Origin of the sequence: Ensifer adhaerens (genome assembly GCF_002940685.1) — a bacterium.
GTDB lineage: Bacteria > Pseudomonadota > Alphaproteobacteria > Rhizobiales > Rhizobiaceae > Ensifer > Ensifer adhaerens_E.
Genome location: NZ_PNFP01000012.1, coordinates 232,136 through 255,348, shown reverse-complemented (window position 1 = coordinate 255,348; position 23,213 = coordinate 232,136). Strand labels below are relative to the sequence as shown.

The 23,213-nt window shown below is 64.9% G+C and carries 18 protein-coding genes and 1 riboswitch; of the genes, 10 read left to right on the top strand and 8 right to left on the bottom strand.

Annotated elements, in window-relative coordinates:
• The first annotated feature begins 128 nt into the window (after window positions 1-128).
• Both C1A35_RS23425 and C1A35_RS23420 read left to right on the top strand, forming a co-directional pair.
• Window positions 129-3,515 (top strand): hybrid sensor histidine kinase/response regulator, encoded by a 3,387-nt coding sequence (locus C1A35_RS23425; RefSeq protein WP_104666654.1) that lies wholly within the window; start codon window positions 129-131, stop codon window positions 3,513-3,515.
• Window positions 3,502-4,431 (top strand): response regulator transcription factor, encoded by a 930-nt coding sequence (locus C1A35_RS23420; protein ID WP_104666653.1) that lies wholly within the window; start codon window positions 3,502-3,504, stop codon window positions 4,429-4,431. The genes C1A35_RS23425 and C1A35_RS23420 overlap by 14 nt, the downstream gene beginning before the upstream one ends.
• 141 nt (window positions 4,432-4,572) lie before the next feature.
• On the opposite strand, the gene C1A35_RS23415 is transcribed toward C1A35_RS23420, so the two are convergent.
• Window positions 4,573-5,475 (bottom strand): hypothetical protein, encoded by a 903-nt coding sequence (locus C1A35_RS23415; RefSeq protein ID WP_234822964.1) that lies wholly within the window; start codon window positions 5,473-5,475, stop codon window positions 4,573-4,575.
• A 499-nt stretch (window positions 5,476-5,974) separates the two neighbouring features.
• On the opposite strand from C1A35_RS23415, the gene C1A35_RS23410 reads away from it, so the two are divergent.
• Window positions 5,975-6,475 carry a hypothetical protein gene (locus C1A35_RS23410; RefSeq protein ID WP_104666652.1) on the top strand — a complete coding sequence of 167 codons (501 nt, stop codon included), beginning with the start codon at window positions 5,975-5,977 and terminating at the stop codon, window positions 6,473-6,475.
• A gap of 51 nt (window positions 6,476-6,526) precedes the next feature.
• On the opposite strand, the gene C1A35_RS23405 is transcribed toward C1A35_RS23410, so the two are convergent.
• Window positions 6,527-7,138, bottom strand: coding sequence for a glutathione S-transferase family protein (locus tag C1A35_RS23405; RefSeq protein WP_104666694.1), 612 nt, complete (start codon window positions 7,136-7,138; stop codon window positions 6,527-6,529).
• A gap of 94 nt (window positions 7,139-7,232) precedes the next feature.
• Here C1A35_RS23405 and C1A35_RS23400 point away from each other — a divergent pair, with 94 nt between their 5' ends.
• Window positions 7,233-7,952, top strand: a complete 720-nt coding sequence (locus tag C1A35_RS23400) for a helix-turn-helix transcriptional regulator (RefSeq protein ID WP_104666651.1) — start codon at window positions 7,233-7,235, stop codon at window positions 7,950-7,952.
• 176 nt (window positions 7,953-8,128) lie between these two features.
• On the opposite strand, the gene C1A35_RS23395 is transcribed toward C1A35_RS23400, so the two are convergent.
• Window positions 8,129-9,454 (bottom strand): dicarboxylate/amino acid:cation symporter, encoded by a 1,326-nt coding sequence (locus tag C1A35_RS23395; protein ID WP_104666650.1) that lies wholly within the window; start codon window positions 9,452-9,454, stop codon window positions 8,129-8,131.
• A gap of 244 nt (window positions 9,455-9,698) precedes the next feature.
• On the opposite strand from C1A35_RS23395, the gene C1A35_RS23390 reads away from it, so the two are divergent.
• From C1A35_RS23390 to C1A35_RS36020, 4 genes are all read left to right on the top strand, one after another.
• Window positions 9,699-11,552: a sensor histidine kinase gene (locus tag C1A35_RS23390; protein WP_104666649.1), complete on the top strand. Its 1,854-nt coding sequence runs from the start codon at window positions 9,699-9,701 to the stop codon at window positions 11,550-11,552.
• 3 nt (window positions 11,553-11,555) lie between these two features.
• Window positions 11,556-12,920, top strand: a complete 1,365-nt coding sequence (locus tag C1A35_RS23385; protein WP_104666648.1) for a sigma-54-dependent transcriptional regulator — start codon at window positions 11,556-11,558, stop codon at window positions 12,918-12,920.
• 97 nt (window positions 12,921-13,017) lie between these two features.
• Window positions 13,018-13,146, top strand: a riboswitch (TPP riboswitch).
• Window positions 13,147-13,236: 90 nt separating this feature from the next.
• Window positions 13,237-15,051, top strand: a complete 1,815-nt coding sequence (gene thiC, locus C1A35_RS23380; RefSeq protein WP_104666647.1) for a phosphomethylpyrimidine synthase ThiC — start codon at window positions 13,237-13,239, stop codon at window positions 15,049-15,051.
• 219 nt (window positions 15,052-15,270) lie between these two features.
• A complete protein-coding gene (locus C1A35_RS36020; RefSeq protein WP_158665137.1) occupies window positions 15,271-15,852 on the top strand; it encodes a hypothetical protein in 582 nt (193 codons plus the stop codon).
• Between the two features lie 117 nt (window positions 15,853-15,969).
• On the opposite strand, the gene C1A35_RS23370 is transcribed toward C1A35_RS36020, so the two are convergent.
• From C1A35_RS23370 to C1A35_RS23360, 3 genes are read right to left on the bottom strand one after another with little or no spacing between them, the layout of a single operon-like run.
• Window positions 15,970-17,220, bottom strand: coding sequence for a Zn-dependent hydrolase (locus C1A35_RS23370; RefSeq protein WP_104666645.1), 1,251 nt, complete (start codon window positions 17,218-17,220; stop codon window positions 15,970-15,972).
• Between the two features lie 29 nt (window positions 17,221-17,249).
• Complete coding sequence (locus C1A35_RS23365; RefSeq protein ID WP_104666644.1) at window positions 17,250-18,425, bottom strand: M20 aminoacylase family protein; 1,176 nt, start codon at window positions 18,423-18,425, stop codon at window positions 17,250-17,252.
• Between the two features lie 3 nt (window positions 18,426-18,428).
• On the bottom strand, window positions 18,429-19,634 hold the full coding sequence (locus tag C1A35_RS23360; protein ID WP_104666643.1) for a diaminopropionate ammonia-lyase: 1,206 nt from the start codon (window positions 19,632-19,634) through the stop codon (window positions 18,429-18,431).
• Between the two features lie 154 nt (window positions 19,635-19,788).
• On the opposite strand from C1A35_RS23360, the gene C1A35_RS23355 reads away from it, so the two are divergent.
• The gene (locus tag C1A35_RS23355; RefSeq protein WP_104666642.1) at window positions 19,789-20,271 is read left to right on the top strand and encodes an Lrp/AsnC family transcriptional regulator; all 483 of its coding nucleotides are present in this window, start codon (window positions 19,789-19,791) and stop codon (window positions 20,269-20,271) included.
• Between the two features lie 47 nt (window positions 20,272-20,318).
• Here the strand turns inward: C1A35_RS23355 and C1A35_RS23350 are convergent, their stop codons facing one another.
• Window positions 20,319-21,116, bottom strand: coding sequence for an anti-sigma factor family protein (locus C1A35_RS23350; RefSeq protein ID WP_104666641.1), 798 nt, complete (start codon window positions 21,114-21,116; stop codon window positions 20,319-20,321).
• A complete protein-coding gene (locus C1A35_RS23345) occupies window positions 21,113-21,655 on the bottom strand; it encodes an RNA polymerase sigma factor (RefSeq protein ID WP_104666640.1) in 543 nt (180 codons plus the stop codon). The genes C1A35_RS23350 and C1A35_RS23345 overlap by 4 nt, the downstream gene beginning before the upstream one ends.
• A 157-nt stretch (window positions 21,656-21,812) precedes the next feature.
• On the opposite strand from C1A35_RS23345, the gene C1A35_RS23340 reads away from it, so the two are divergent.
• Window positions 21,813-23,192 (top strand): S8 family serine peptidase, encoded by a 1,380-nt coding sequence (locus tag C1A35_RS23340; RefSeq protein ID WP_234822963.1) that lies wholly within the window; start codon window positions 21,813-21,815, stop codon window positions 23,190-23,192.
• Window positions 23,193-23,213 lie beyond the last annotated feature (21 nt).

Here is a 23,213-nt window from a genome sequence, read left to right as displayed (position 1 = left end):
AATGACCGAAACCGGGCGGACATTTCTTTGCTGCAACGCACATTTTCTCAGTTGCAGCAATTTTAAGCAGAAACCTTCCGTGCTAAGAAAAAAGGCAGAAACTCCATCGATGGCACGTTAGGATCCCCATGGCGGCACGCCAGCGCATCATTCCTGTCAGGCGTGAATACAATCGCTGGGTCGCCAACCAGACGCTGGAAGACTATGCGCTGCGCTTCACCGCCAAGAGCGCCCGGCGCTTTTCCTCCGAGCGCATTTCCCAGACCGCCATCGGCGCGATCTCCTTCCTGGCGCTGGAAGCCATCGGCGGCGCCATCACCATGTCCTACGGCACCACCAATGCGATCGTCGCCATCGTCGTCGCCAGCCTGATGATCCTGACCGTGGGGCTGCCGATCAGCCGCTACGCCATCCGCCACGGCGTCGATATCGATCTGCTCACCCGCGGCGCCAGCTTCGGCTACATCGGCTCCACCGTGACCTCGCTGATCTATGCGAGTTTCACCTTCATTCTTTTTGCGATCGAGGCCTCGATCATGTCGGGTGCGCTCGAACTGGCGCTCGGCATCCCCTTGTGGATCGGCTACATCCTGAGCGCCGTCGTGGTCATCCCGCTCGTCACCCACGGCGTCCGCCTGATCAGCAAGTTTCAGTTGCTCACGCAGCCCTTCTGGATCGTGCTCAACGTCCTGCCTTTCGTCTTCATCGCCTTTGCCGACTGGCAGAAAGTCGGCGCCTGGCTTGCCTATTCGGGCATTCACCACGCCTCGGGCCCGCCCGGCACCTTCGCGCCGTTCGATCTCGTCGAATTCGGCGCGGCGTCTGCCGTCATCTTCGCGTTGATGGCGCAGATCGGCGAACAGGTCGACTTCCTGCGCTTTCTGCCGCCGGATGGCCAACGCAAGCTGCATCACCGCATCGCCGTGTTCCTCGCCGGCTCCGGCTGGGTGATCGTCGGTGCGCCGAAGCTGCTCGCCGGCTCCTTCCTCGTCGTGCTCGCGCTTTCGACCGGCGTGCCCTCGACCAAGGCTGCCGATCCGGCGCAGATGTACTACACGGCCTTCGGCTACATGTTCCCGTCTGACACGGCAGCGCTTCTGCTGATGGTCGCCTTCGTCGTCGTGTCGCAGCTGAAGATCAACGTCATGAACGCCTATGCCGGGTCGCTCGCCTGGTCGAACTTCTTCTCGCGGCTGACCCACAGCCATCCGGGCCGGGTCGTCTGGCTGATTTTCAACGTCGCCATCGCGCTGCTTTTGATGGAGCTCGGCATCTACCGGCTGCTCGAGGAAACGCTCGGCGTCTTCTCGATCATCGCCATGGCCTGGCTCTGCACGATCTCGGCCGATCTCTTCGTCAACAAGCCGCTCGGCCTCTCGCCGCCCGGAATCGAGTTCAAGCGCGCCCATCTCTACGACATCAACCCGGTCGGCCTGGGCGCCATGGCGATCTCGGCGACGGTGGCGCTGGCGGCGCATTTCGGCGCCTTCGGCGAGATCGCCGCTTCGCTTGCGCCCTATATCGCGCTGGTCGTCGCGTTTGTTGCCTCGCCGCTGATTGCCTGGCTGACCGACGGCAGGTTCTACCTCGCGCGCAAGCCGCGCCGGAGCTGGGCGAACCAGAGCGAGATCACCTGTTCGATCTGCGAACATCCGTTCGAGCCGGAGGACACGGCCTGGTGCCCCGCCTATGCCGCGCCGATCTGTTCGCTCTGCTGCTCGCTCGACAGCCGCTGCCACGACATGTGCAAACCGAAGGCGCGCTTCAACGCCCAGGTCGCAACCGTCGCCAACACCCTTTTGCCGCGCGCCGTCACCGAGAAGCTCGCGACGCGGCTTGGCCGCTATGCGATCTCGGCGGTTCTCTCGATCGCCGGCATCGGCCTCATTCTGGCAATGATCGCGCACCAGACCGCCGGTTCATCCCCCGAGGTCGCTGCAGTCGTCGAACGCACCGTCGCCGTGGTCTTCTTCGTCTTTGCCGTGCTTGCCGGCATCGTCTCGTGGTTCTACGTGCTTGCCCATGACAGCCGCGTGGTCGCCGAGGAGGAATCCTCGCGCCAGAACACCCTGCTGCTGAAGGAAATCGCCGCCCACAAGAAGACCGACGCCGCCCTGCAACAGGCAAAGGAGACGGCCGAGGCCGCCAACCGCGCCAAGAGCCGCTATGTCGTCGGCCTCAGCCACGAGCTCCGCACGCCGCTCAACGCCGTGCTCGGTTATGCCCAGGTGCTGGAGCGCGACGAGAGCATTCCGCCGGCGCGCCAGGGCGCGATCAAGGTGATCAAGCGCAGCGCCGATCACCTCTCCGGTCTGATCGACGGACTGCTCGACATCTCCAAGATCGAGGCCGGCAAGCTGCAGGTCTATTCCAACGAGATCAACATTCACGACTTCCTCGACCAGGTCGTCGAAATGTTCCGGCCGCAGGCATTGGCCAAGGGCATCAGCTTCGAGCATGAACGCGCCGCCAGCCTGCCGCGTTATGTGAAGACCGACGAGAAGCGCCTGCGCCAGATCCTCGTCAATCTGCTCTCCAACGCCTTGAAATTCACTGAACGCGGCGGCATTCGCCTGGACGTCGCCTATCGCAGCCAGGTGGCGACCTTCACGATTGCCGACAGCGGCCGTGGCATTGCCGACAAGGACCTGCCGCGCATCTTCGACCCGTTCCAGCGCGGGGAGGCCGAACATCTCGGCAGCATGCCGGGCCTCGGTCTGGGCCTGACGATCACCCGGCTGCTGACGCAGACGCTCGGCGGCGAAATCGCCGTCACCAGTACGCTTGGGGAGGGCACCACCTTCCGCGTGCGGCTGATGCTGTCCGCGGTCGATCGGCCGCTACCGCCCGCAGCCCTTCGCCGCATCACCTCCTATCTCGGACCGCGGCGCACCATTGTCGTCGTCGACGACAATGCCGACCACCGCGCGCTGATGCGCGAGATCCTCGCGCCGATGGACTTCACGGTGCTTGCCGCCGCGTCCGGGGCCGATTGCCTGGCGCTGTCTCGCGACGTTGGCGCCGACCTCTTCCTGATCGACATCTCGATGCCGGGCATGAGCGGCTGGGAGCTCGTCGAACAGCTGCGCGGAAGTGGGCAGGTCGCGCCGATCATCATGCTTTCGGCCAATATCGGCGACGGTTCGGCGACCGGGACTCTCCGCGGCCACAACGACACGCTCGCCAAGCCCTTCGCCGTCGGCCAGCTCGCAGACAAGCTCGCCGTGCATCTGGGCCTCACCTGGGTTCACGAAGGGGAGGAGAAGCATGCCGACCCGACACCGGTGACAAGACCGCTGATGCGTCCCGACGCCAATCATCTGGAAGAACTGATCCGCCTCGGCGAGATCGGCTACGTCAGGGGCATCGAGGCCAAACTGACGGAGATCGCCCTGCAGCCGGAACACCAGCCTTTCGCCGAGGCCGCCCGCGCTTATGTGCAGGCCTTCGACCTCTCGGGCTACGACGCCTTCCTCAAGAACACGGAAATCAACGGAGACGATGCCCATGGTTGAGACCAACGACCGCCGCGACATCGTGCTTCTCGTCGACGATTCCCCGGAGGCGCTCGGCTTTCTGACCGAAGCGCTGGAGCAATCGGGCTTTTCCGTGCTGATCGCGACATCGGGCAATGCCGCCCTTTCGATTGCCGAACGCATCACCCCCGACGTCATCCTGCTCGACGCCGTCATGCCCGGCATCGACGGCTTCGAGACCTGCCGCCGTCTCAGGGCCAATGCCGCCGTCGGCCAGACGCCGGTGCTGTTCATGACCGGGCTGACCGAGACCGAACATGTGGTGCGTGCGCTCGAGGCCGGCGGCGTCGACTATCTGACCAAGCCGATCAACATCGATGAACTGAGGGCGCGCATCCGCGTCCATCTCTCCAATGCCCGCTCCGCCCAGAGCGCGCGCGTCGCGCTCGATGCGGCCGGCCGCCATCTTCTCGCCGTCCGCAGCGACGGCGGCGTGTGCTGGTCGACGCCGCAGGCAACCCGGCTCGTCAACGCCGCAACCGGCCGCGACGATGGCCTGGCGATCGTCACTCGACGCATCGCGGGCTGGATGGCGAACCGGCCGCGCGGCGGCGCGCCGGACGATGGCACCCTCACGCTCGACCAGCCCGACCTGTCGGCGCTGCAGATAGCTTTCCTCGGCTCGATCGGCCCGAACGAACATCTCTTCCGCCTGACCGCCGAAAACCGCCGGTCCGACGACGCGGTGCTGAGGCAGCATTTCGCGTTGACGCAGCGGGAATCCGAAGTCTTGCTCTGGATCGCCAAGGGCAAGGCGAACCGCGACATCGGCGAGATCCTGGGCCTGAGCGCGCGCACGGTGACCAAGCATCTGGAACAGATCTACGTCAAGCTCGGCGTCGAGAACCGGGCATCCGCTGCGGTGAAGGCCACCCAGGTTCTGCACGGTCTATAGGCAGGCCGGAAATGCTTTTCGTCCCGTTCCTTGCCGCCCTGCGCCACGTCCAGCGGCAAGGGCAGGTCGACGCATCCTGAAAGCGACAGCCGACCGGTACGCATCGCAAGCAGCAATCTGCACGCGCTCGGGCCGCGCCTTTCACTTTGCCTGCAGGGTTGCCCAGGCGAAGGCCTCATCGAGTGCCGCAAACTTGACCGCTTGCCAATGGCGGTAATCGTCGACCAGGTCACGCGAAATCCAGAGCGGACCGCGGCTGCCGGGACTCTCCCAGCCGAGGATGCCGAGATCACCGGCGCGCGAGAAAACCCTTTGAGCATGGGTGCGCGAGATGATGTAGCGGCTGGTGATTTCGCTCAGCTTCAGCGGCCCGACCCAAATCCGCTGATCGGGCAAAACATCCGTCGGCAGCCGTGCCACCAGATCGTGCAGGATGTTGCTGCCCGACTCCGTCGAGACGAAGGAAGCGACGCTTTCGGGCGGGTCGCACCAGGCGGGATCGGCGATGAGCCGCCGCATTGCGCGTGGCAGTGCATAGTGCATCAAGGTCGGCTGGGTTTGCGACTGCGCCAGCCTTGTTCCTTCGTCGAGCCTGTCGAGCGACGAAAGGTGCCCGTCGAACCACTGCCGGATCAGGCCCTCGGCGACATCGGAAAGGATCAGGGGCCTGATCCGCCTGTCGCCGCCCTGTTGCGCATCGAGAAGCAGTCGATAGTTGCGCATCTCGGCCAGGTGCGCCGCCGCCGTGTTCTTGCTGGCAACGTTGTTGCCAGCGATAAAGTCGACCAGCCTTGCCGTGGTCAGCTCGGGGCGGGATGGGTCGGTCAGACGCTCGAAATGCAGCGTCAGGATGGCTTGGGTGAGCAGCCACTTTCTCAGGCTTGCGGTATAGCGCACGATGCGCGGAGCGGCGTCATGTATCGCAACCATATGAAGGGCCGCCTGACGTAACGCCTCCCCATAGAGCGGATAGCCAATGAGCCGCTCGAGCGTGAACGGCGTTTCGCCGCCCGGGGGTCGCAGACTTGCGGGTTGCGCCGTCACGGGCAGCCTCCTGGCAGCGTAGCCGCTGTTCGCTGCGTGCGACCGCTTGAAATGAACCGGTGGCTGGCGGGTGCCTCAAGGCGGATCCGGCCACCCCGAGCAATTGAAGAAAGCAAAAAACACGTGACACCGAACATAAACCAGTCCCCTCCTGCCCCGGTGACCAATAGCTAAACTGGACAGACAGCGCGGATCGAGGTCTATACTTAGACGGTAACGAAGTCTTTACCCGTTTTTACGGATGGAGACGACGAGACGCTGTTTCGGAGATCAACGTTAACAAGGGCACTGGAAACGGCAGCGCACGGGCACGCAAATCTGATAAAACAGCGCCGGGGATTACATTTTTGATGGCTGCCGGCTGCGTCGTCCGATTTGATCGACCGTGGAATCCGGCCGGATAAAGAAGCCCCTGAGGAACTTCGCCGCCACATCTTGCGTTGACGCTCGTGTGCGGCAACGGGGTGTTGCAGCATCCACCAAACGGGAGGTGCAGGGCATGTGGCGATGGCTCCTGATGGCCGCACTCATCTTGCCGTCCACGAGTGCCTCACGGGCAGACGAGGGTGCGTTCCTGAAAACCCTTGGCGGCAATTGGGCGGGCACCGGAACGGTGCGCATCCGTGCCCACATGTCGCCGATGAACATTTCCTGCAACTTCAGCTCCAAGGCGAGCGACGCCGCCCTGTCGATGGAGGGCGTCTGCCGCGGCATGCTGCTGATTTCGCGATCCATCGACGCGAAGCTGCGTTTTACCGGGTCCACCTATAGCGGCTCCTATCTCGGCCCTCGCGGCGGCCGCGCCGGGCTCAATGGCACACGACGCGGCGATGCGATCAACCTCACCATTCGATGGGCGAAGGAGGTCAATGGCGACCGCAGCGCCGACCTGACCTTACGCAAGGTCGGCGCCAACGGGATGCAGTTGAAGACGATCGATGTCGATCCCGCTTCCGGCAAGCGGATCGTCACGAGCGAGATCAATCTCAAGCGAAAATAGCCTTGCGCCTCCATCCCCTCCTGGGTGGGAATTGGCGCGTTGCCGGCGCCGTCAGGCTACCGCTGCCACCCGGGCATCGAAATCCGCAGTCCATTGCAGCGACGGCCGCGCGCCACAGCGCTCGACCCAGTCCTTGATGACGGCGCTATCCGGTGTTGCCGCGGGGTACCAGGCGAAGGGCGAATGCAAGAGCAGGTCGGCCGCCGAGTAGTGCTCCCCCATCAGATAGGGACTGTCCTTCAACGCGTTTGCCAGGCGTGCCGCCATCTCTGTCGGGCCGCGGAAGGTGGCGTCGAAATAGGGGTGCGAAACCCCCGCGGCTTGCGCGATCAGCACCGGCTCGACCACACCGGCATACCAGGCAAGCCAGCTGAGATAGCGACCACGCTGCGGATCACCGCCAAGCGGAGCCAGCTTCTTCTCCGGGAAAAGATCCGTCAGATACTGAATGATCGCGATGCTTTCCCAGAGCACGACGCCGTCGTGCACGAGCAGCGGCACCTTGCCCTCCGGGTGCGGGTTCCTCGGATCCTTGCCGCCGCTGCCGTCGCCTCGGGTGATGTCGACGATCTCGATCTCCACCTTGTCAATCGCGTCGAGTTCGCGAAGCAGCGTGATGATGCGCGACGAGCGCGAACGGGGAGCGTGAAAGAGTGTCAACATGGTCTTGGGTCCTCGGTTGTGTTTGTCGATGCCAAGCATATACAGTCGGCCAACTGCCAGTTTTCGTCAGTAGGCTTCATCTATCCTCTCGGTCATGGCTCGTAGCGATCGTCTGTTCCGCCTGCTCCAGGCACTCCGCACCCTCCCCTCCCCGGTGACGGCCGCGCGCCTTGCCGAGGAGACCGGCGTGTCGCTGCGCTCGCTCTATCGCGACATCGACAGTCTGCGGGCTGCCGGCGCCGTCATCGACGGCGAGCGCGGTTTCGGTTACCGGCTGACGGAGGATATCGCCTTGCCGCCGCAAACCTTTACCCGCCTCGAGATCGAGGCGCTGGTGCTCGGCCTTGCCGAGGTGCAGCACATGGGCGAGCCGGATCTCGCGGCAGCCGCACGCGCCGTTCTTTCCAAGATAACGGCGACACTGCCCGATCGGTTGCAACGCCAGGCGCTTCATGCGGTCTCCCAGGTCTATCGTTTCGACAAAAGGGATCCGCCGCCCGTCGACGTCTCCCTGCTGCGCGAAGCCTCCTGGCAGGAACGCGCCGTCGTCATCGGCTATGTGGATGCCGGCGGGCAGCGGACCGACCGACAGGTGTTGCCGCTTGCCATCGTCTATCTGGAACGGGTGCTGGTGCTTCTCGCCTGGTGCTGCCTCAGGGAAGGCTACCGCAAGTTCCGCGTCGACCGCATCGTCGATTTCAGCATGACGGAGGAGAGCTTCCGTCCGCGCCGGGTGCCGATGCTGCGGGAGTTCATCGCCTATCTGAACGCAGGCGCTCCCGAGACGTCGAAGATGAAGCTGAGCGGTCAATAGCTAAAACGACGACGCGGCCCGTGTTGCCACGGACCGCGTTCGGACTGCGGTAGAGCGCCGCGCGTTCCCATGAACGCGCAAAGGACGCTCTAGCACTTTGATTCTGGAGCACCTTGTCCGCTTTCAAGGAATTGAATGCGGGATGCTCCAGGGCAGTCATGCCTTGGGAGGCAAACTTACTCCGCCGGCTGCAGGGCCGGCTGCGGCAGGGCTTCCGGCGTACGGCCACCAAGAACGGCCGCCATCTGCGCCTCGTCCAGTTCCCCTTCCCACTTCGCAACAACGATGGTTGCGACCGCATTGCCGACGAAGTTGGTGAGTGCGCGGCATTCCGACATGAAGCGGTCGATGCCGAGGATCAGCGCCATGCCGGCGACCGGCACGGCCGGAACCACCGAAAGTGTTGCAGCCAGCGTGATGAAGCCGGCACCGGTGATGCCGGCAGCCCCCTTTGAGCTCAGCATGGCGACGAGCAGCAGCAGCACCTGATCGCCGAGCGAAAGCGGAATGTCCATCGCCTGGGCGATGAAGAGCGCCGCCAGCGTCATGTAGATGTTGGTGCCGTCGAGGTTGAAGGAATAGCCGGTCGGGATGACCAGACCGACGACCGAGCGCTTGCAGCCGGCCTTTTCCATCTTGCTCATCAGGCCCGGCAACGCCGCTTCCGACGAGGACGTGCCGAGAACCAGAAGCAGCTCTTCCTTGATGTAGCGGATCAGCGCGACGATCGAGAAGCCGTTGTAGCGGGCGACAGCGCCGAGAACGAGGAACACGAAGAGGAAGGACGTGATGTAGAAGGTGCCGATCAGCATCGCGAGGTTGGCGATCGAGCCGACGCCATACTTGCCGATGGTAAACGCCATCGCGCCGAAAGCGCCGATCGGGGCGGCTTTCATCAGGATGCCGACGAGCTTGAATACCGGCAGCGTCAGGGCATGCAGGAAGTCGACGACCGGCTCGGCCTTCTTGCCGACCATGGCGAGGGACAGACCGAAGAGCACGGAGATGAACAGCACCTGCAGGATGTCGCCATCGGCGAAGGCGCCGACCAGCGTCGTCGGGATGATGCCCATCAGGAAGCCGGTGATCGTCTGCTCATGCGCCTTTTCGGCATAGGTCGTCACCGCCTTGACGTCGAGCGAGGCGGGATCGATGTGCATGCCGGCGCCGGGCTGGACGACATTGGCGACGATCAGGCCGATGATCAGCGCCAGTGTCGAAAACGTCAGGAAGTAGATCATCGCCTTGCCGGCGACGCGGCCGACCTTGGCAAGATCGGTCATCCCGGCAATGCCGGTCGCGACCGTCAGGAAGATTACCGGCGCAATGATCATCTTGACGAGACGGATGAAGGCATCGCCAAGCGGCTTCAGCTCGGTGCCGAGCGACGGATAGAAATGCCCGAGCAGGATGCCGGCTGCGATCGCCGCCAGGACCTGGACATAGAGATGACGATAAAAAGGTGTCTTGCCGCGCGGTTCCGCGGATTGGTCGATAATCATGAGATCCTCCACTGGACCCAGTCCGGCGTCATGCCGGGCCTCCCGGGTCAATTTCCGATGCGCGACAGCTCGGGCTGTCATGAGGATGTCATTTGCAACGGCCGTGCCAGTTCGCCGCGACGTCAGCTAAACCATTGAATCAATGACGATCTTTTCTGCCCATGGCTGGGTGAGCACGAAGAGTTGAGCGGATTTCCGCACAAGTCATCTGGAAGGCAGGGCGAAAACATGCACAATCAGACCCATGTTCAAGCCCCCGTCCACCCCCTTCGACCTGGCAGATCTCGACCGGTCCATGCGCCGCAGCTGGTTGGCATTTGCCGGCCTCGCCGTCGCGTTGCTGGTCGCAGCACTCCTTCTCGCCGGCGCGTATGGCCGCGCCCGGGCACTGGAAACGGTCGACGCCCAGAGCCGGATCGATGCCAATCTGAAGGCGTCGCTGCTGCGCGCCGTCTTGGAACGCCAGCGCTCGACACCGCTGGTGCTGGCCGACGATGTCGAGGTCAAGGCGGCACTTTCGACCCGCAGCACAGAGACCCTGCAGCGGCTGGACGAGAAGCTGCAGGCGCTCGCCGCCAATACGGATGCCGCTGTCATCTACGTGATCGGCACCGACGGCATCGCCGTCGCTGCCAGCAACTGGCGCGAGCCGACGAGCTTCGTCGGCAACGACTATGCCTTTCGTGAATATTTCCGCATGGCGATGCGCGACGGCAAGGCCGAGCATTTCGCCATGGGCAACGTCAGCAAGCGGCCCGGCCTCTATATCTCCCGCCGGGTCCAGGGCCCCGACGGCCCGATCGGCGTCGTCGTCGCCAAGCTCGAGTTCGACGACGTGGAATCCGAATGGCTCGCCACCGGCAAGCCGGTCTATGTCACCGACCGGCGCGGCATCGTGCTGATCACCAGTTTCCCATCCTGGCGCTTCATGACGACCCGGGCCATTCCGCGCGATCGCGTCGCTGCGATCCGCGACAGCCTGCAATTCGGCGACGCCTCGCTGCTGCCGCTACCCTTCCGCGACATCGAGCCGACGAGCGACGGTTCCAGCGAGTTGCGCGCGCTCTTGCCCGGCGACAGCGAACGGCGGTTCCTGCGGGTCGAGACCATGGTTCCGACGACGAGCTGGCGGCTGGAACAACTGGCACCACTCGATGGCGCGATCGCGGCGGCAACGCGAGAAGCGCGGCTTCTCGCGCTCGCCGTCGTCGTGCCGCTGCTGGCGCTCGCCGCTTTCCTGCTGCGCCGACGCCAGGCCCTGACACTGGTCGCCACGAGGGAGCGCGCCGCGCGCGACGAACTGGAGGTCCGCGTGGCGGAACGCACCCATGACCTCAGCCTTGCCCGCGATCATCTCGAAACGGAGATCGCCGATCACCGGCGCACCGGCGAAAAGCTGCAGGCAGTTCAGCAGGAGCTGGTCCAGGCCAACCGGCTGGCGATCCTCGGCCAGGTGGCCGCCGGCGTCGCGCACGAAATCAACCAGCCGGTCGCCACCATCCGCGCCTATGCCGACAACGCCCGCACGTTCCTCGATCGCGGCCAGCAGCAGACGGCGGTCGAAAACCTCGTCAGCATCGCCGAACTCACCGACCGCGTCGGCACCATCACCGACGAGCTTAGAAGCTTCGCCCGCAAGGGTCGCTTTGTCGCCGAGCCGACACCGATGCGCGACGTGATCGAGGGGGCAATGATGCTGCTGCGCAGCCGCTTTGCCGGCCGCATGGATGCGATCGTCATCGACCTGCCGGAAAATGGCCTCAGCGTGCTCGGCAGCCGCATCCGGCTCGAACAGGTGCTGATCAATCTGTTGCAGAACGCGCTGGAAGCGCTCGGGGAGCGCGGCGACGCCGAGATCCGTGTGCGCTGTGAGGACAGCCCCTCCGGCACGGTTTCGCTCGTCGTTGGCGATAACGGCCCGGGCATTCCGCCACACATCCGCGAGGATCTGTTCACGCCGTTCAACACCTCGAAGGACGACGGGCTCGGGCTCGGCCTTGCCATCTCCAAGGAGATCGTCGCCGATTATGGCGGCGATATCACGGTCGAAACCAGCGACAAGGGCACCGTCTTCACGGTGCGCCTGAAGAGGGCCTGAGCGATGCAGCCGACCGTCTATCTCGTCGACGACGACAACCATCTGCGCAAGGCGATGACGCAGACGCTGGAACTCGCCGGCCTGGCAGTCACCTCGTTTGCCAGCGCCACCGAGGCGCTGGAGAGGCTTGATGGCGACTTCGACGGCATCGTCGTCAGCGATATCCGTATGCCCGGCATGGACGGTCTGGCGCTCTATCGCCGTATCGCCGCCTTCGATACGGACCTGCCGGTGATCCTGGTGACCGGCCATGGCGACATCCCGATGGCGGTCCAGGCGCTGCAGGACGGTGTCTACGACTTCATCCCCAAACCCTTCGCCGCCGACCGGCTGGTGCAGAGCGTCCGCCGGGCGCTGGAAAAGCGGAAACTGGTCATGGAGAACCGCGCGCTGAAACGGGCGGCGGAGACGGCCGGCGACAGCCTGCCGCTGATCGGCCAGACGCCCGTCATGGAACGGCTGCGCCAGACGATCCGGCATATCGCCGATACCGACGTCGACGTGCTCGTCGCCGGCGAAACCGGCAGCGGCAAGGAAGTGGTGGCGAGCCTGCTCCACAACTGGAGCCGGCGTCGCAACGGTAATTTCGTGGCGCTGAACTGCGGTGCGCTGCCGGAAACGGTGATCGAAAGCGAACTCTTCGGCCATGAACCGGGCGCCTTCACCGGCGCCTTGAAGAAGCGCATCGGCCGGATCGAACATGCGAGCGGCGGCACGCTGTTCCTGGACGAGATCGAGGCCATGCCGCCGGCAACCCAGGTGAAGATGCTGCGCGTGCTCGAGGCCCGCGAGATCACGCCGCTCGGCACCAACCAGGTCCGTCCCGTCGACATCAGGGTCATCGCCGCCGCCAAGATCGATCTCGGCGATCCGGCGCAACGCGGCGACTTCCGCGAGGACCTCTACTTCCGATTGAACGTGGTAACGCTGTCAATCCCGCCGCTGCGCGAACGCCGCGACGATGTTCCGCTGCTCTTTTCGCATTTCCTGACGCGGGCGGCCGAACGCTTCAAGCGCGATGTTCCCGCGATCTCGCCGGCGGTGCAACGGCACCTGATGAGCCATGCCTGGCCGGGCAACGTGCGCGAGCTCTCGCACTTTGCCGAACGCGTGGCGCTGGGCGTCGAAGGGCCGCTCGGACAGCCTTCTGCGCCGGTCGAACAGCCCGGATCTGCGCTGCCGGAACGGCTTGAACGCTATGAGGCGGAGATCCTGAAGGAGGCGCTGCGCGCCCAGCGCGGCGACGTCAAGGCGACGATCGAAGCGCTCGGCATTCCGCGCAAGACCTTCTACGACAAGCTCCAGCGCCACGGCATCAACCGCGCCGATTACGCCGGGCGCGGCACGCCGGAAAAGGCCGAGCGCTAGTATCGAACCCAATTGCGAAAATGCACGCAATAGGTGCATCTTCATCGGCGGGCGAATTCACGCTTGACGACCAAGGCCGTTCGATGGCTATCATCTAGGCATTCACCAGGGGGGTCCCGCAAGGGGCTGAGATTCTGCTGGATGGCCGGTTTCCCGGCTGTGGCGCAGTGACCCGTTGAACCTGATCCAGTTCATACTGGCGTAGGGACGGTGCAGATATCGAAGCCAGGATTCCGTGCGGTGAGCACCTGGCGGAGCGTCTTTCATCCTTCCGGCATCAGAACTGGGTCTCCAATCGCAAACTTGGAGCCTCGTCATGAATATTGCCACCAAACCCGCAGCCCTCGCGGTCACCCAAGGCCCGCTGCCGGCCTCCCGGAAAGTCCACAAGCCGGGTGTTCTCCATCCGGATATCCGCGTGCCGATGCGCGAGATCGCTCTGCACCCAACCTCCGGCGAACCGCCGGTCACGGTCTATGATTCCTCCGGTGCCTATACCGCCGACGATGCGGAGATCCGCATCGAGGACGGGCTGCCGCGGCTGCGCCGCAACTGGATCGTCGGCCGCGGCGACGTGGAGAGCTACGAAGGGCGAATCGTCCGGCCGGAGGACAACGGCTTTGCCACGGGCGACCGGCTGACGCCGACCTTCCCGTTCCAGCATGTGCCGCTGAAGGCGACGGGCGGAAGGGCGGTGACGCAGCTTGCCTATGCCCGCGCCGGCATCATCACGCCGGAGATGGAGTTCGTCGCGATCCGCGAGAACCTCGGCCGCGACGCAGCGCGTGCGAAAGTCCGCGACGGCGAGAGCTTCGGCGCCCATGTCCCCGATCACGTGACGCCGGAGTTCGTGCGCCAGGAGATCGCCAGCGGCCGGGCAATTCTACCGGCCAACATCAACCATCCGGAATCCGAACCGATGATCATCGGCCGAAACTTCCTGGTGAAGATCAACGCCAATATCGGCAACTCCGCCGTCACCTCGTCGATGGCCGAGGAGGTCGAGAAGATGGTCTGGGCGACGCGCTGGGGCGCCGATACGGTCATGGATCTTTCGACCGGCCGCAACATCCACAACATCCGCGAGTGGATCATCCGCAATTCGCCGGTTCCGATCGGCACCGTGCCGCTCTACCAGGCGCTGGAGAAGGTCAACGGCATTGCCGAGGATCTCAACTGGGAGGTCTACCGCGACACGCTGATCGAGCAGGCCGAACAGGGCGTCGACTACTTCACCATCCATGCCGGCGTGCGGCTGCACTACATTCCGCTCACCGTCGACCGCGTCACCGGCATCGTCTCGCGCGGCGGCTCGATCATGGCCAAATGGTGTCTGCATCACCATCGCGAGAGCTTCCTTTACGAGCATTTCGAGGAGATCTGCGACATCTGCCGCGCCTATGACGTCTCCTTCTCGCTCGGCGACGGCCTGCGCCCCGGCTCGATTGCCGATGCCAACGACGCGGCGCAATTTGCCGAACTCGAAACGCTCGGCGAATTGACGAAGATCGCCTGGGCCAAGGATTGTCAGGTGATGATCGAGGGCCCCGGCCACGTGCCGATGCACAAGATCAAGGAGAACATGGACAAGCAGCTCGCCGTCTGCGGGGAAGCGCCGTTCTACACGCTCGGACCGCTGACGACGGACATTGCGCCGGGCTACGACCACATCACCTCAGGTATCGGCGCGGCGATGATCGGCTGGTTCGGCACCGCTATGCTCTGCTACGTCACGCCGAAGGAGCATCTCGGCCTGCCCGACCGCAACGACGTCAAGGTCGGCGTCATTACCTACAAGATCGCCGCCCATGCCGCCGATCTCGCCAAGGGCCATCCGGCAGCCCAGGTGCGCGACGACGCGCTGTCGCGCGCGCGCTTCGAGTTCCGCTGGGAGGACCAGTTCAACCTCTCGCTCGACCCGGAGACCGCCCGCAACTTCCACGACGAGACGCTGCCGAAGGAGGCGCACAAGGTCGCGCATTTCTGCTCCATGTGCGGTCCGAAATTCTGCTCGATGCGGATCTCACACGACATCAGGGCCGAAGCGCAGAAGGAAGGGCTGGAGGCGATGGCGGCAAAGTACCGCGAGGGCGGCGACCTCTATATGCCGGTCGCTGAGGTCGAAGCCTAAGAGTTAAGGCGCAACACGTCGGGAGGGACGCCTCGTACTCCCTCCCGACGGCAAGGCGGATGCTGGGCCCCTGGGGGAATGGCTTGCCCCCTCAGCGGTTGAACGATATGTAAGGCTCACGCAAAAGTCGCCGCCGGCGAACCCGTCATTCATGCCAGGCTGCGATCTTCTGCGACGCCTTGCAAGACGACGAGTAACGCCGTTTACGAGGAGAAAGACTTGAGGACGCGCCTGCTGAGACTGACGGCCCTGTCGATAGGCGGCCTTGCGGCACTGGCCGGAGATTTGCCACACCTTAACGATGACGGCAGTTTAGCCGCGGGTTTTTCCTGGATTTCCGCCGCCCATGCGGACGGCGCCGATACCGGCGGTGGGAATGGTGAAACCGGCACAGGCGGCAGCGACCAGGGTGGCGAAAGCGGCGAGGGCGGCGGAAGCAACGGCACAGAAGGTGTCGGCCATGGGGGTGGCGGCCATGGGGGTGGCGGCGATTGGGGCACCGGCGACGGTAGCGGCGCAGGCCCTGAGCCCGGCCTTGAGCCCGGCGGTACCGGCGCAGGCGGCGGAGGTGCTGCCGTTAGCGATAGCGATAGCGATAGCGATAGCGACAGCGATAGCGACGGCGATAGCCCTAGCGAGCACCACTCATCCGGGCGCGACCAACGGGATTACGGACCAAGCGGCAACGTTTGGCACGGCGGCAGCAATTTCCTGAACCTTTTCCGTCAGACGCCGGAAAAGGATGGCGAACAGAGCCAGCCTCAATCGTCTGCCCGACAGAAGAACACTCACACGAATTGAGGCCGCTGAATTGAGGTCAACTTCGTGGCAACGAAGGGGACCTGCGCTCTTTCTCGACACCGGACTCCGGATGTGCGTGCAGAGACGGGTTCTGATACGTGAAAACCGCGCCCGTTCCTATCTGCCTTTCCAGCCGCTGCAAGCAATCCGCTCGACCACATCGAGCAGCACGTTGGCGCCGGCCACCAGATCGCCCGGCTCCGTGTGTTCGCGCGGATTGTGGCTGATGCCGTCGCGGCTTGGGACGAAGATCATCGCCGTCGGCGCGATGCGGGCGATCATCTGGGCATCATGACCGGCGCCAGAGGTCATGCGCCGGCTCTTGAGGCCTCGCGCGCTGGCCGAAGCCTCGATCGCCTCGACGATGCCCTGGTCGAAGACGACCGGCTGGAAGCGTGCAAGCCGCTCGACCGAGATCGTAACCCCCTCTTCCGCGCCGATGCGCACCAGAAAGTCCGAAAACGCCGCTTCGAGCGCCTGCAGCCGATCCTCGTCCGGATCGCGCAGATCGACGGTGAAGACGGCACGCGATGGGATGACGTTGATCGCGTCGGGCTCGAAACGCATGGTGCCGATGGTCGCGACACTCGGCGCGTTCGACCGGGCGATATGCTCGCGCAGAAGCAGGCCAACGCGGGCGGCGGCAAGACCGGCATCGCTGCGCATAGCCATCGGCGTGGTGCCGGCGTGGTTGGCAATGCCATCGATCGTGACGCGCTGCCAGGAAATGCCCTGCAGGTTCTCGACGGCACCGATCGCAAAGCCCTCGCGCTGCAGCACCGGCCCCTGCTCGATATGGAGCTCGACATAGGCGTGGGGCGCAAGGAAGCCCGGCTCGACGTTGCCGGCATAGCCAATCCGCTCGAGTTCCTCGCCCAGCGACGAGCCATCCGTGCCGATGGTCGCGAGCGCTGCGTCCAGCGGCAGGCCGCCGACATAGACGAGCGAGCCGAGCATGTCGGGCGCAAAACGCACGCCCTCCTCATTGGTAAAGGCGGCAACGACGATCGGTCGGGCCGGCGTCACGCCACGGTCCTTCAGCGTCTCGATTACTTCGAGCGCGGCGAGTACGCCATAACATCCGTCATAGATGCCGGCATTGATGACCGTATCGATGTGCGAGCCGAGCATGATCGGCCCTTCGCCGCGGTTCTCCTCGCCGCGCCAGATGCCGAAGATGTTGCCGATACGGTCGACCGCAACGTCGAGTCCTGCCGCCTCGATCCAGGCGACAAGGCGATCGCGACCGGCCTTGTCGTTGTCGGACCCGGCAAGCCGGGTCAGTCGCCCCTCCGCATCGCGGCCGATTTCGCCGAGTTCACGGATGCGGCCGATCAGCCGCACAGCGTCGATGGAAGAAACTGGCATCTCTGTCCTGCTTTCATTTGAATTTCTGCTCATGACTGGCTGTCGGCCGGGGCCAGTCTCTGCCTGACGATTTCGGCGTGGTAGCGGGCACCGAAGATCAGGGCCTCGTCGTTGAAGTCGTAACGCGGATTGTGCAGCGGCGCCGACGCCTCGCCGTTGCCGATGAAGACGAAGCAGCCCGGCACGTGCTCGAGGAAGCGCGCGAAATCCTCCGAACCGGTCATCGGCTCGGCGGCGGTTGCGACATTCTCCGCCCCGAACACCGCTTCGGCCGCAGCAAAGGCATGACCGGTCAAGGTGGGGTCGTTGGTGAGCGGCACGAATTCGCGCGTGTAGTTGACCTCGACCTCGCAGCCATAGGCATCCGCCGTGCCTTTGGCGATCACGCGCATCTCCGCCTCGATCTTGGCGCTGACCTCGGGACGGAAGCTGCGGGCATCGCCGAGAATGCGGGCGAGACCGGGCAAGGCATTGCGCGTGCCGTCGGTCAGAAGCTCGGTCACCGAGACGACGCCGATATCGGTCGGCGACAGGCGGCGCGAAACGATTGTCTGCAGATTGACGACGGTGGCGCAGGCGGCGACCAGCGTCTCGTTGCCCCAGTGCGGCCGGGCCGCATGCCCGCCGACGCCCTTCAGCACGATCTCGAAATTGTCCTCCGCCGACATGATCGCGCCGACGCGGGTCTCGAAACGGCCGACCGGCAGCCCCGGCATGTTGTGCAGACCGTAGATCTCGTCGAAGGGGAAACGCTCCATCAGGCCGTCTTCAAGCATCGCGAGCGCGCCCTTGCCCCACTCCTCCGCCGGCTGGAAGATAAAGCACGCGGTACCATCGAAACCGCCGTCTTCGCAAAGCATCCTGGCGGCGCCGAGCAGCATCGCCGTGTGACCGTCATGGCCGCAGGCATGCATGGTGCCGGGCTTCGTCGATCGGTAGGAAAGCTCTCCCTGCTCCGCTATGCGCAGCGCATCCATGTCGGCCCGAAGTGCGACAGCGCGGTTGCCGCTGCCGCGTTTCAGCCGGCCGACGACACCGGTGCCGCCGACGCCTTCCACCACCTCGTCGAGCCCGAACTCCCGAAGCTTCGACGCCACGAAGGACGCGGTGCGCTGTTCCTCGAAGCCGAACTCCGGGTGGGCGTGCAGGTCGCGACGCCAGGTGGTCATGTCCTTCTGAAGCCGGTCGAAATCCATTCCCGTCATGGGTCACCCTCTCTCGTTCGGTGTGTTCGCGACAGCTTCGGACGACAGGCCGACAAGGGCGGCGTAGCGCTCAGGATCAGTCGCGCCCTCGGTATTGATGACGAAGACGCGCGACTGCGCGGTCAATCCGAGCGCTTGGCGCAGCGCCGGATCGCGGGCCACCGCAAGCAGCCCCGCCAGGCCGACGCCGCCGCTTTCGCCTGAGACGATCGCCGGGTCGGCGCGCTGCGGCCGCGCCAGCCGGTTCATGACCGAAACGGCGTCCTCCTCCTCGACGGTCATGAAGGCATCGGCGACACGCGACAGGATACGCCAGGCAACGAGCGACGGCTCGTAGCATTCGAGCATCGCCATGATCGTCGGCTCGCCATGCTCCACCTTGACGGGACGGCCGGCGCTCGCGCTCTCGTAGAGACAGGCCGCGCGGGCCGGATCGACAACGACGAAACGCGGCCGCTCCGCCCCATAGCGCACGGCCAGATGTCCGGCGGTGGCCGCGGCGATGCCGCCGACGCCGGCCTGCACGAACACATGGGTCGGCGGCTCCTCCATCTGCCGCAGCGCCTCGCTGAGCAGCGCCGTATAGCCCTGCATCACCAGGCCGGGAATGTACTCGTAGCCCGACCATGTCGTGTCCGAGACGACCGTCCAGCCGTTGTCGTCGCAAACCCTTGCTGCCTCGCGCACGGAATCGTCATAGGTCCCGGCGACCCGAACGATCTCGGCGCCGTAAGCAGCGATCGCGTCGATGCGCTTCTCGCTGACGCCCGCATGCACGAAGATGACCGATTTCGCACCGACCAGCCTGGCGCCCATGGCGACCGAGCGGCCGTGATTGCCGTCGGTGGCACAGCCAAACGTCATCGCCGCGGCAATCGCCCGGACCTCGGGCTGTTCCAGCTCGTCAGGATCGACACTGCGGCCGAGGCGCCGTTCCGCCTCCTCGACCACCAGCCGGATCACCGCATAGGAACCGCCGAGCGCCTTGAAGCTGCCGAGTCCCAGACGATACCCCTCGTCCTTGACGAAGACGCCGGCAAGACCGAGTTCACCGGCCAGAGCGGGCAAGGCATGAAGCGGTGTCGGCCTGTGATCGGGACGCCGGGCGAGCTGTTGTTCGACATCGGCGGCGGCCGCGAGCGACAGCATCTCCGCATCTTCGGGCAGCAGGGGGCGGCCGAATTCGGCAAGGGTATTGGCAAGAAACATGGTGCAATCTCCGTAGGTTCACGAAAATCTATTTCATCGCTGCCGAGAATTGCGCTCTAAATGAGATGCATGGATGCAAGTTTGTAAAGCTGAGGGGCCGACGCATGGTGTGTTGCGCGCAGCCGCTCCGACCCCGCGAACCGAAAGGCACCGGATGGCCCCGTCGAAGAAACCCCAGGTCGAGCTCGATCGTTTCGATCTCGCGATCCTTGCCATCCTGCAGAAGGACAACACGACGCCGCAACGCCAGATCGGCGAGGCGGTCAATCTGTCGGCGCCAGCCGTCCAGCGGCGGATCAAGCGCATGGAGGAAGCAGCCGTCATCCGCGCCAATGTCGCGCTGATCGATCCGGTCAGCGTCAACCAGGCGCTGACGATCCTGGTGGAGGTGGAGGTCGAGAGCGAGCAGATCGCGCTGCTCGACGCGGCGAAAGCGGCATTTACCGCGGCACCCGAAGTGCAGCAATGCTATTACGTGACCGGCGATGTCGATTTCATGCTCGTCGTCATCGTGCCGACCATGGCCGACTACGAGGCCTTCACCCGCCGCATGTTCTTCGGCAATGCGAACATCAAGCGCTTTCGCACTTTCGTGACGATGGATCCGGTGAAGGTCGGGCTTTCGGTCCCGCTCTAGCAGGGCAGAGGCTCGGCACCCCGCGCGGATGCCTCAACATCACGCGCTCACTTCGAAGCGGCGAGCGCCTTCTTCTCGGCGTCCGCATCGAGCGGCTGCCCGGCACCGATCGAGGTCAGGAAGGCATCGACGGTCTCGAGCGACGAGGCGGGCGCGTATCCGTCGCCGCCCTCCGGCCTGGCGACGGCGAGCCGCGTCTGCCAGACGTTGGCCCTTCGGCATGCGACCGAAACGAGGCCGGGTTCGCCGGGCTGCGTGAGTTCGTATTCGCGGCAGAGCTGCCCCGAGCCGAGCTCGAAGGCCGACACCAGCCGCACCGTCCCCTTCCCTTCGCCAACAGCAACGTCTTCTCCCGAGGCTGCCTGGTCGAGGATGGCAGAGAGCGCCGGGCCGACTGTGCCGGCCACGTGTACCGAGCCGGCATCCGCCAGCCCGCCGCCGCGAAGCAGGTAGCCGCCGGCGCCGCCAACGACGACGAGCAAGGAAGCGGCCATCGCCATCAGCAGCCGCGACGGGCCACCACGCGGCGACGCCGGCTGATCGGCAGGGCGCCGGAAGGCCACGACATTGTCGCCGGCTGCCGTCGGTGCATCCGCCGCGCGCGCTGCGCCGCTCGCCGCCGCCATGGCGCGCACCTTGGCAACCAGTTCGTCCGGTACCGGCTCGTCGAGCACCGGCTTCAGCGCCTCGCTTGCCGCGGCGCGCGTTTCCATGAACATCGCGACGCGCGCCATCACGTCGTCGTCCGTTTCCAACGCCGCCTCGACACGGCGCGTCGTCTCCTCGTCGAGTTCGCCGTCGGCAAACGCCATCAAGATCTCATCGCTGAATTCCGTGTCGCTCATCTTGTCCCGCCTCTCATGTCCTGTGAACGCGCGACCGGCGGTTCTATTCCCGTTGCCTCCGCAAGATTTTTGCGCGCCCGGGCAAGCCTGCTCATGACGGTTCCGATCGGAATGCCGAGGACCTCGGCTGCCTCCTTGTAGGAAAGCTCCTCGACGCAGGTGAGGATCAGCACTTCGCGCTGTTCCAGCACCAGGCCGTCGATCGCCGCCGCCACGCTCTTCAGCGCCATGCGCGCCTCACTCCCGGCCTCGCCGGAGGGAACGGCAAGTTCAGCCTGCGCCTCGATCTCTTCCGTCGGGCCGGCGGTCTTCTGCCGGCGCAGCTGGTCGATCCAGAGATTGCGCAGGATGCGGAACATCCAAGCGTCGAAGCGCGTGCCTTGCTCGAAGCGGTCAGAACCGGCAAGCGCCTTTTCGCAGGCGGCCTGCACCAGATCGTCGGCCACGTCCCGCGACCGGCAAAGCGAAATGGCAAAGCGGCGCAGGTTCGGCAGAAACGCGACCAGGCGCTCGCCAAAGGCGATGGTCGGATCGCTCATCGCGCGCTCCTTTCGGCGCCGCCCTTCGTCACCGGTGGAATAATTTGTCCATTCATCCGTTGAGCGTTATGGGAAGTGCACCCGAAAGTCACCACTTATGGTCCTTTCGTTCACGGTAAGCTTTCGTTTTCGGATGCCGCTACACAAGGAGAGAGCCTTGAAAAACCGTCTGTTTCGACTGACCGTCCTGTCGTTGTGCGGCCTGGCAGCGGGCGCAGGGGACCTCTCCTTTGGCGGCGGCGACGGCAATTCGGCCGTTCGCTTTGCCTGGGTCAGCCAGGCCCAGGCGGACGATGACGACGATGATGATGGCGGCGGTGGCTCGTCGCGCGGTTCAAGCGATCGCAACTCGAGCGACACCTGGCGCGGTGGCGGCAATCTGCTTGATCTCTTTCGCGCGACGCCGGAGCGGCGTGTCGTGCGCCAGCGTCCGCCAGCCCGCCGCGCAACCCATGTTCCCGGCGAAATCATCGCGCTCGGCCTCAACGATGCGGCCATCCAGCGCCTTCAGGAAAGCGGCTTCGCGGTGCGCGAAAGGGAGCCCGTAGGCCTTTCCAGCACCGAGATCGTCAAACTCGGCGTTCCCCGCGGCATGACGCTCGAGAATGCCCGCCAGCAGGTCGCGGATGCGACGCCCGGCGCGATCGCGGACCTCAACCATTACTTTGAGCCGAACGAAGGCGCGGCTTCACCAGCGCCTTGCGCCGATGGCGGCTGTGCGCTCGTCCGCACCGCCATCGGCTGGCCCGATGCCGGCGCGGCCTGCACGGCCGCCGGTCCCATCGGGCTGATCGACACAGCGATCAACCCCGCCCATCCCTCGCTCAAGGACGTCAGACTCGACATCGTCAGGCTGGCGGATGAGGAGGCACCGGAATCCGGCCGCCAGCACGGGACCGCAGTCGCAGCCCTGATCGCCGGGCGGAGCGACAGCCGTGCGCCGGGCCTGCTCGGCAATGCCCATCTGATCGCCGTCGACGCCTTCCAGCGCAAAGCAGGCGAGACCGACATCGCAGAGACCTACGATCTGGTGCGCGCCATCGATCTGCTGGCCTCGCGCAATGTCACGGTCATCAATATGAGCCTCTCCGGGCCGCACAATCTGCTGCTCGAAAAGACGGTCGCACTCGTTGCCGAGCGGAACATCATCCAGGTGGCAGCCGCCGGCAATGACGGCCCGCGGGCAAAGCCCGTCTACCCGGCCGCCTATCCGGCGATGATCGCGGTCACCGCTGTCGACCGCAACTTCAGGCCCTATCGCCGTGCTGGACGAGGCGACCATATCGATGTCGCCGCACTCGGCACCAGCGTCTGGACGGCGGCCTCGATCGAGGGAGCCGCACCGAAGACCGGCACCTCCTTTGCCGCCCCCTTCGTCACCGCCGCCGCGGCCATTCTCAGGGCATCGCACCCCAATCTCTCGGCCGAAGAAATCGCGGGACTCGTCACCGAGACGACGCAGGATCTCGGCGCCCCGGGCAAGGATCCCGTCTTCGGCTGGGGTGTCTTGAACGCCCGCGAGCTCTGCCGCTCCTAGTCCGCGTGCACACCGCAAGCG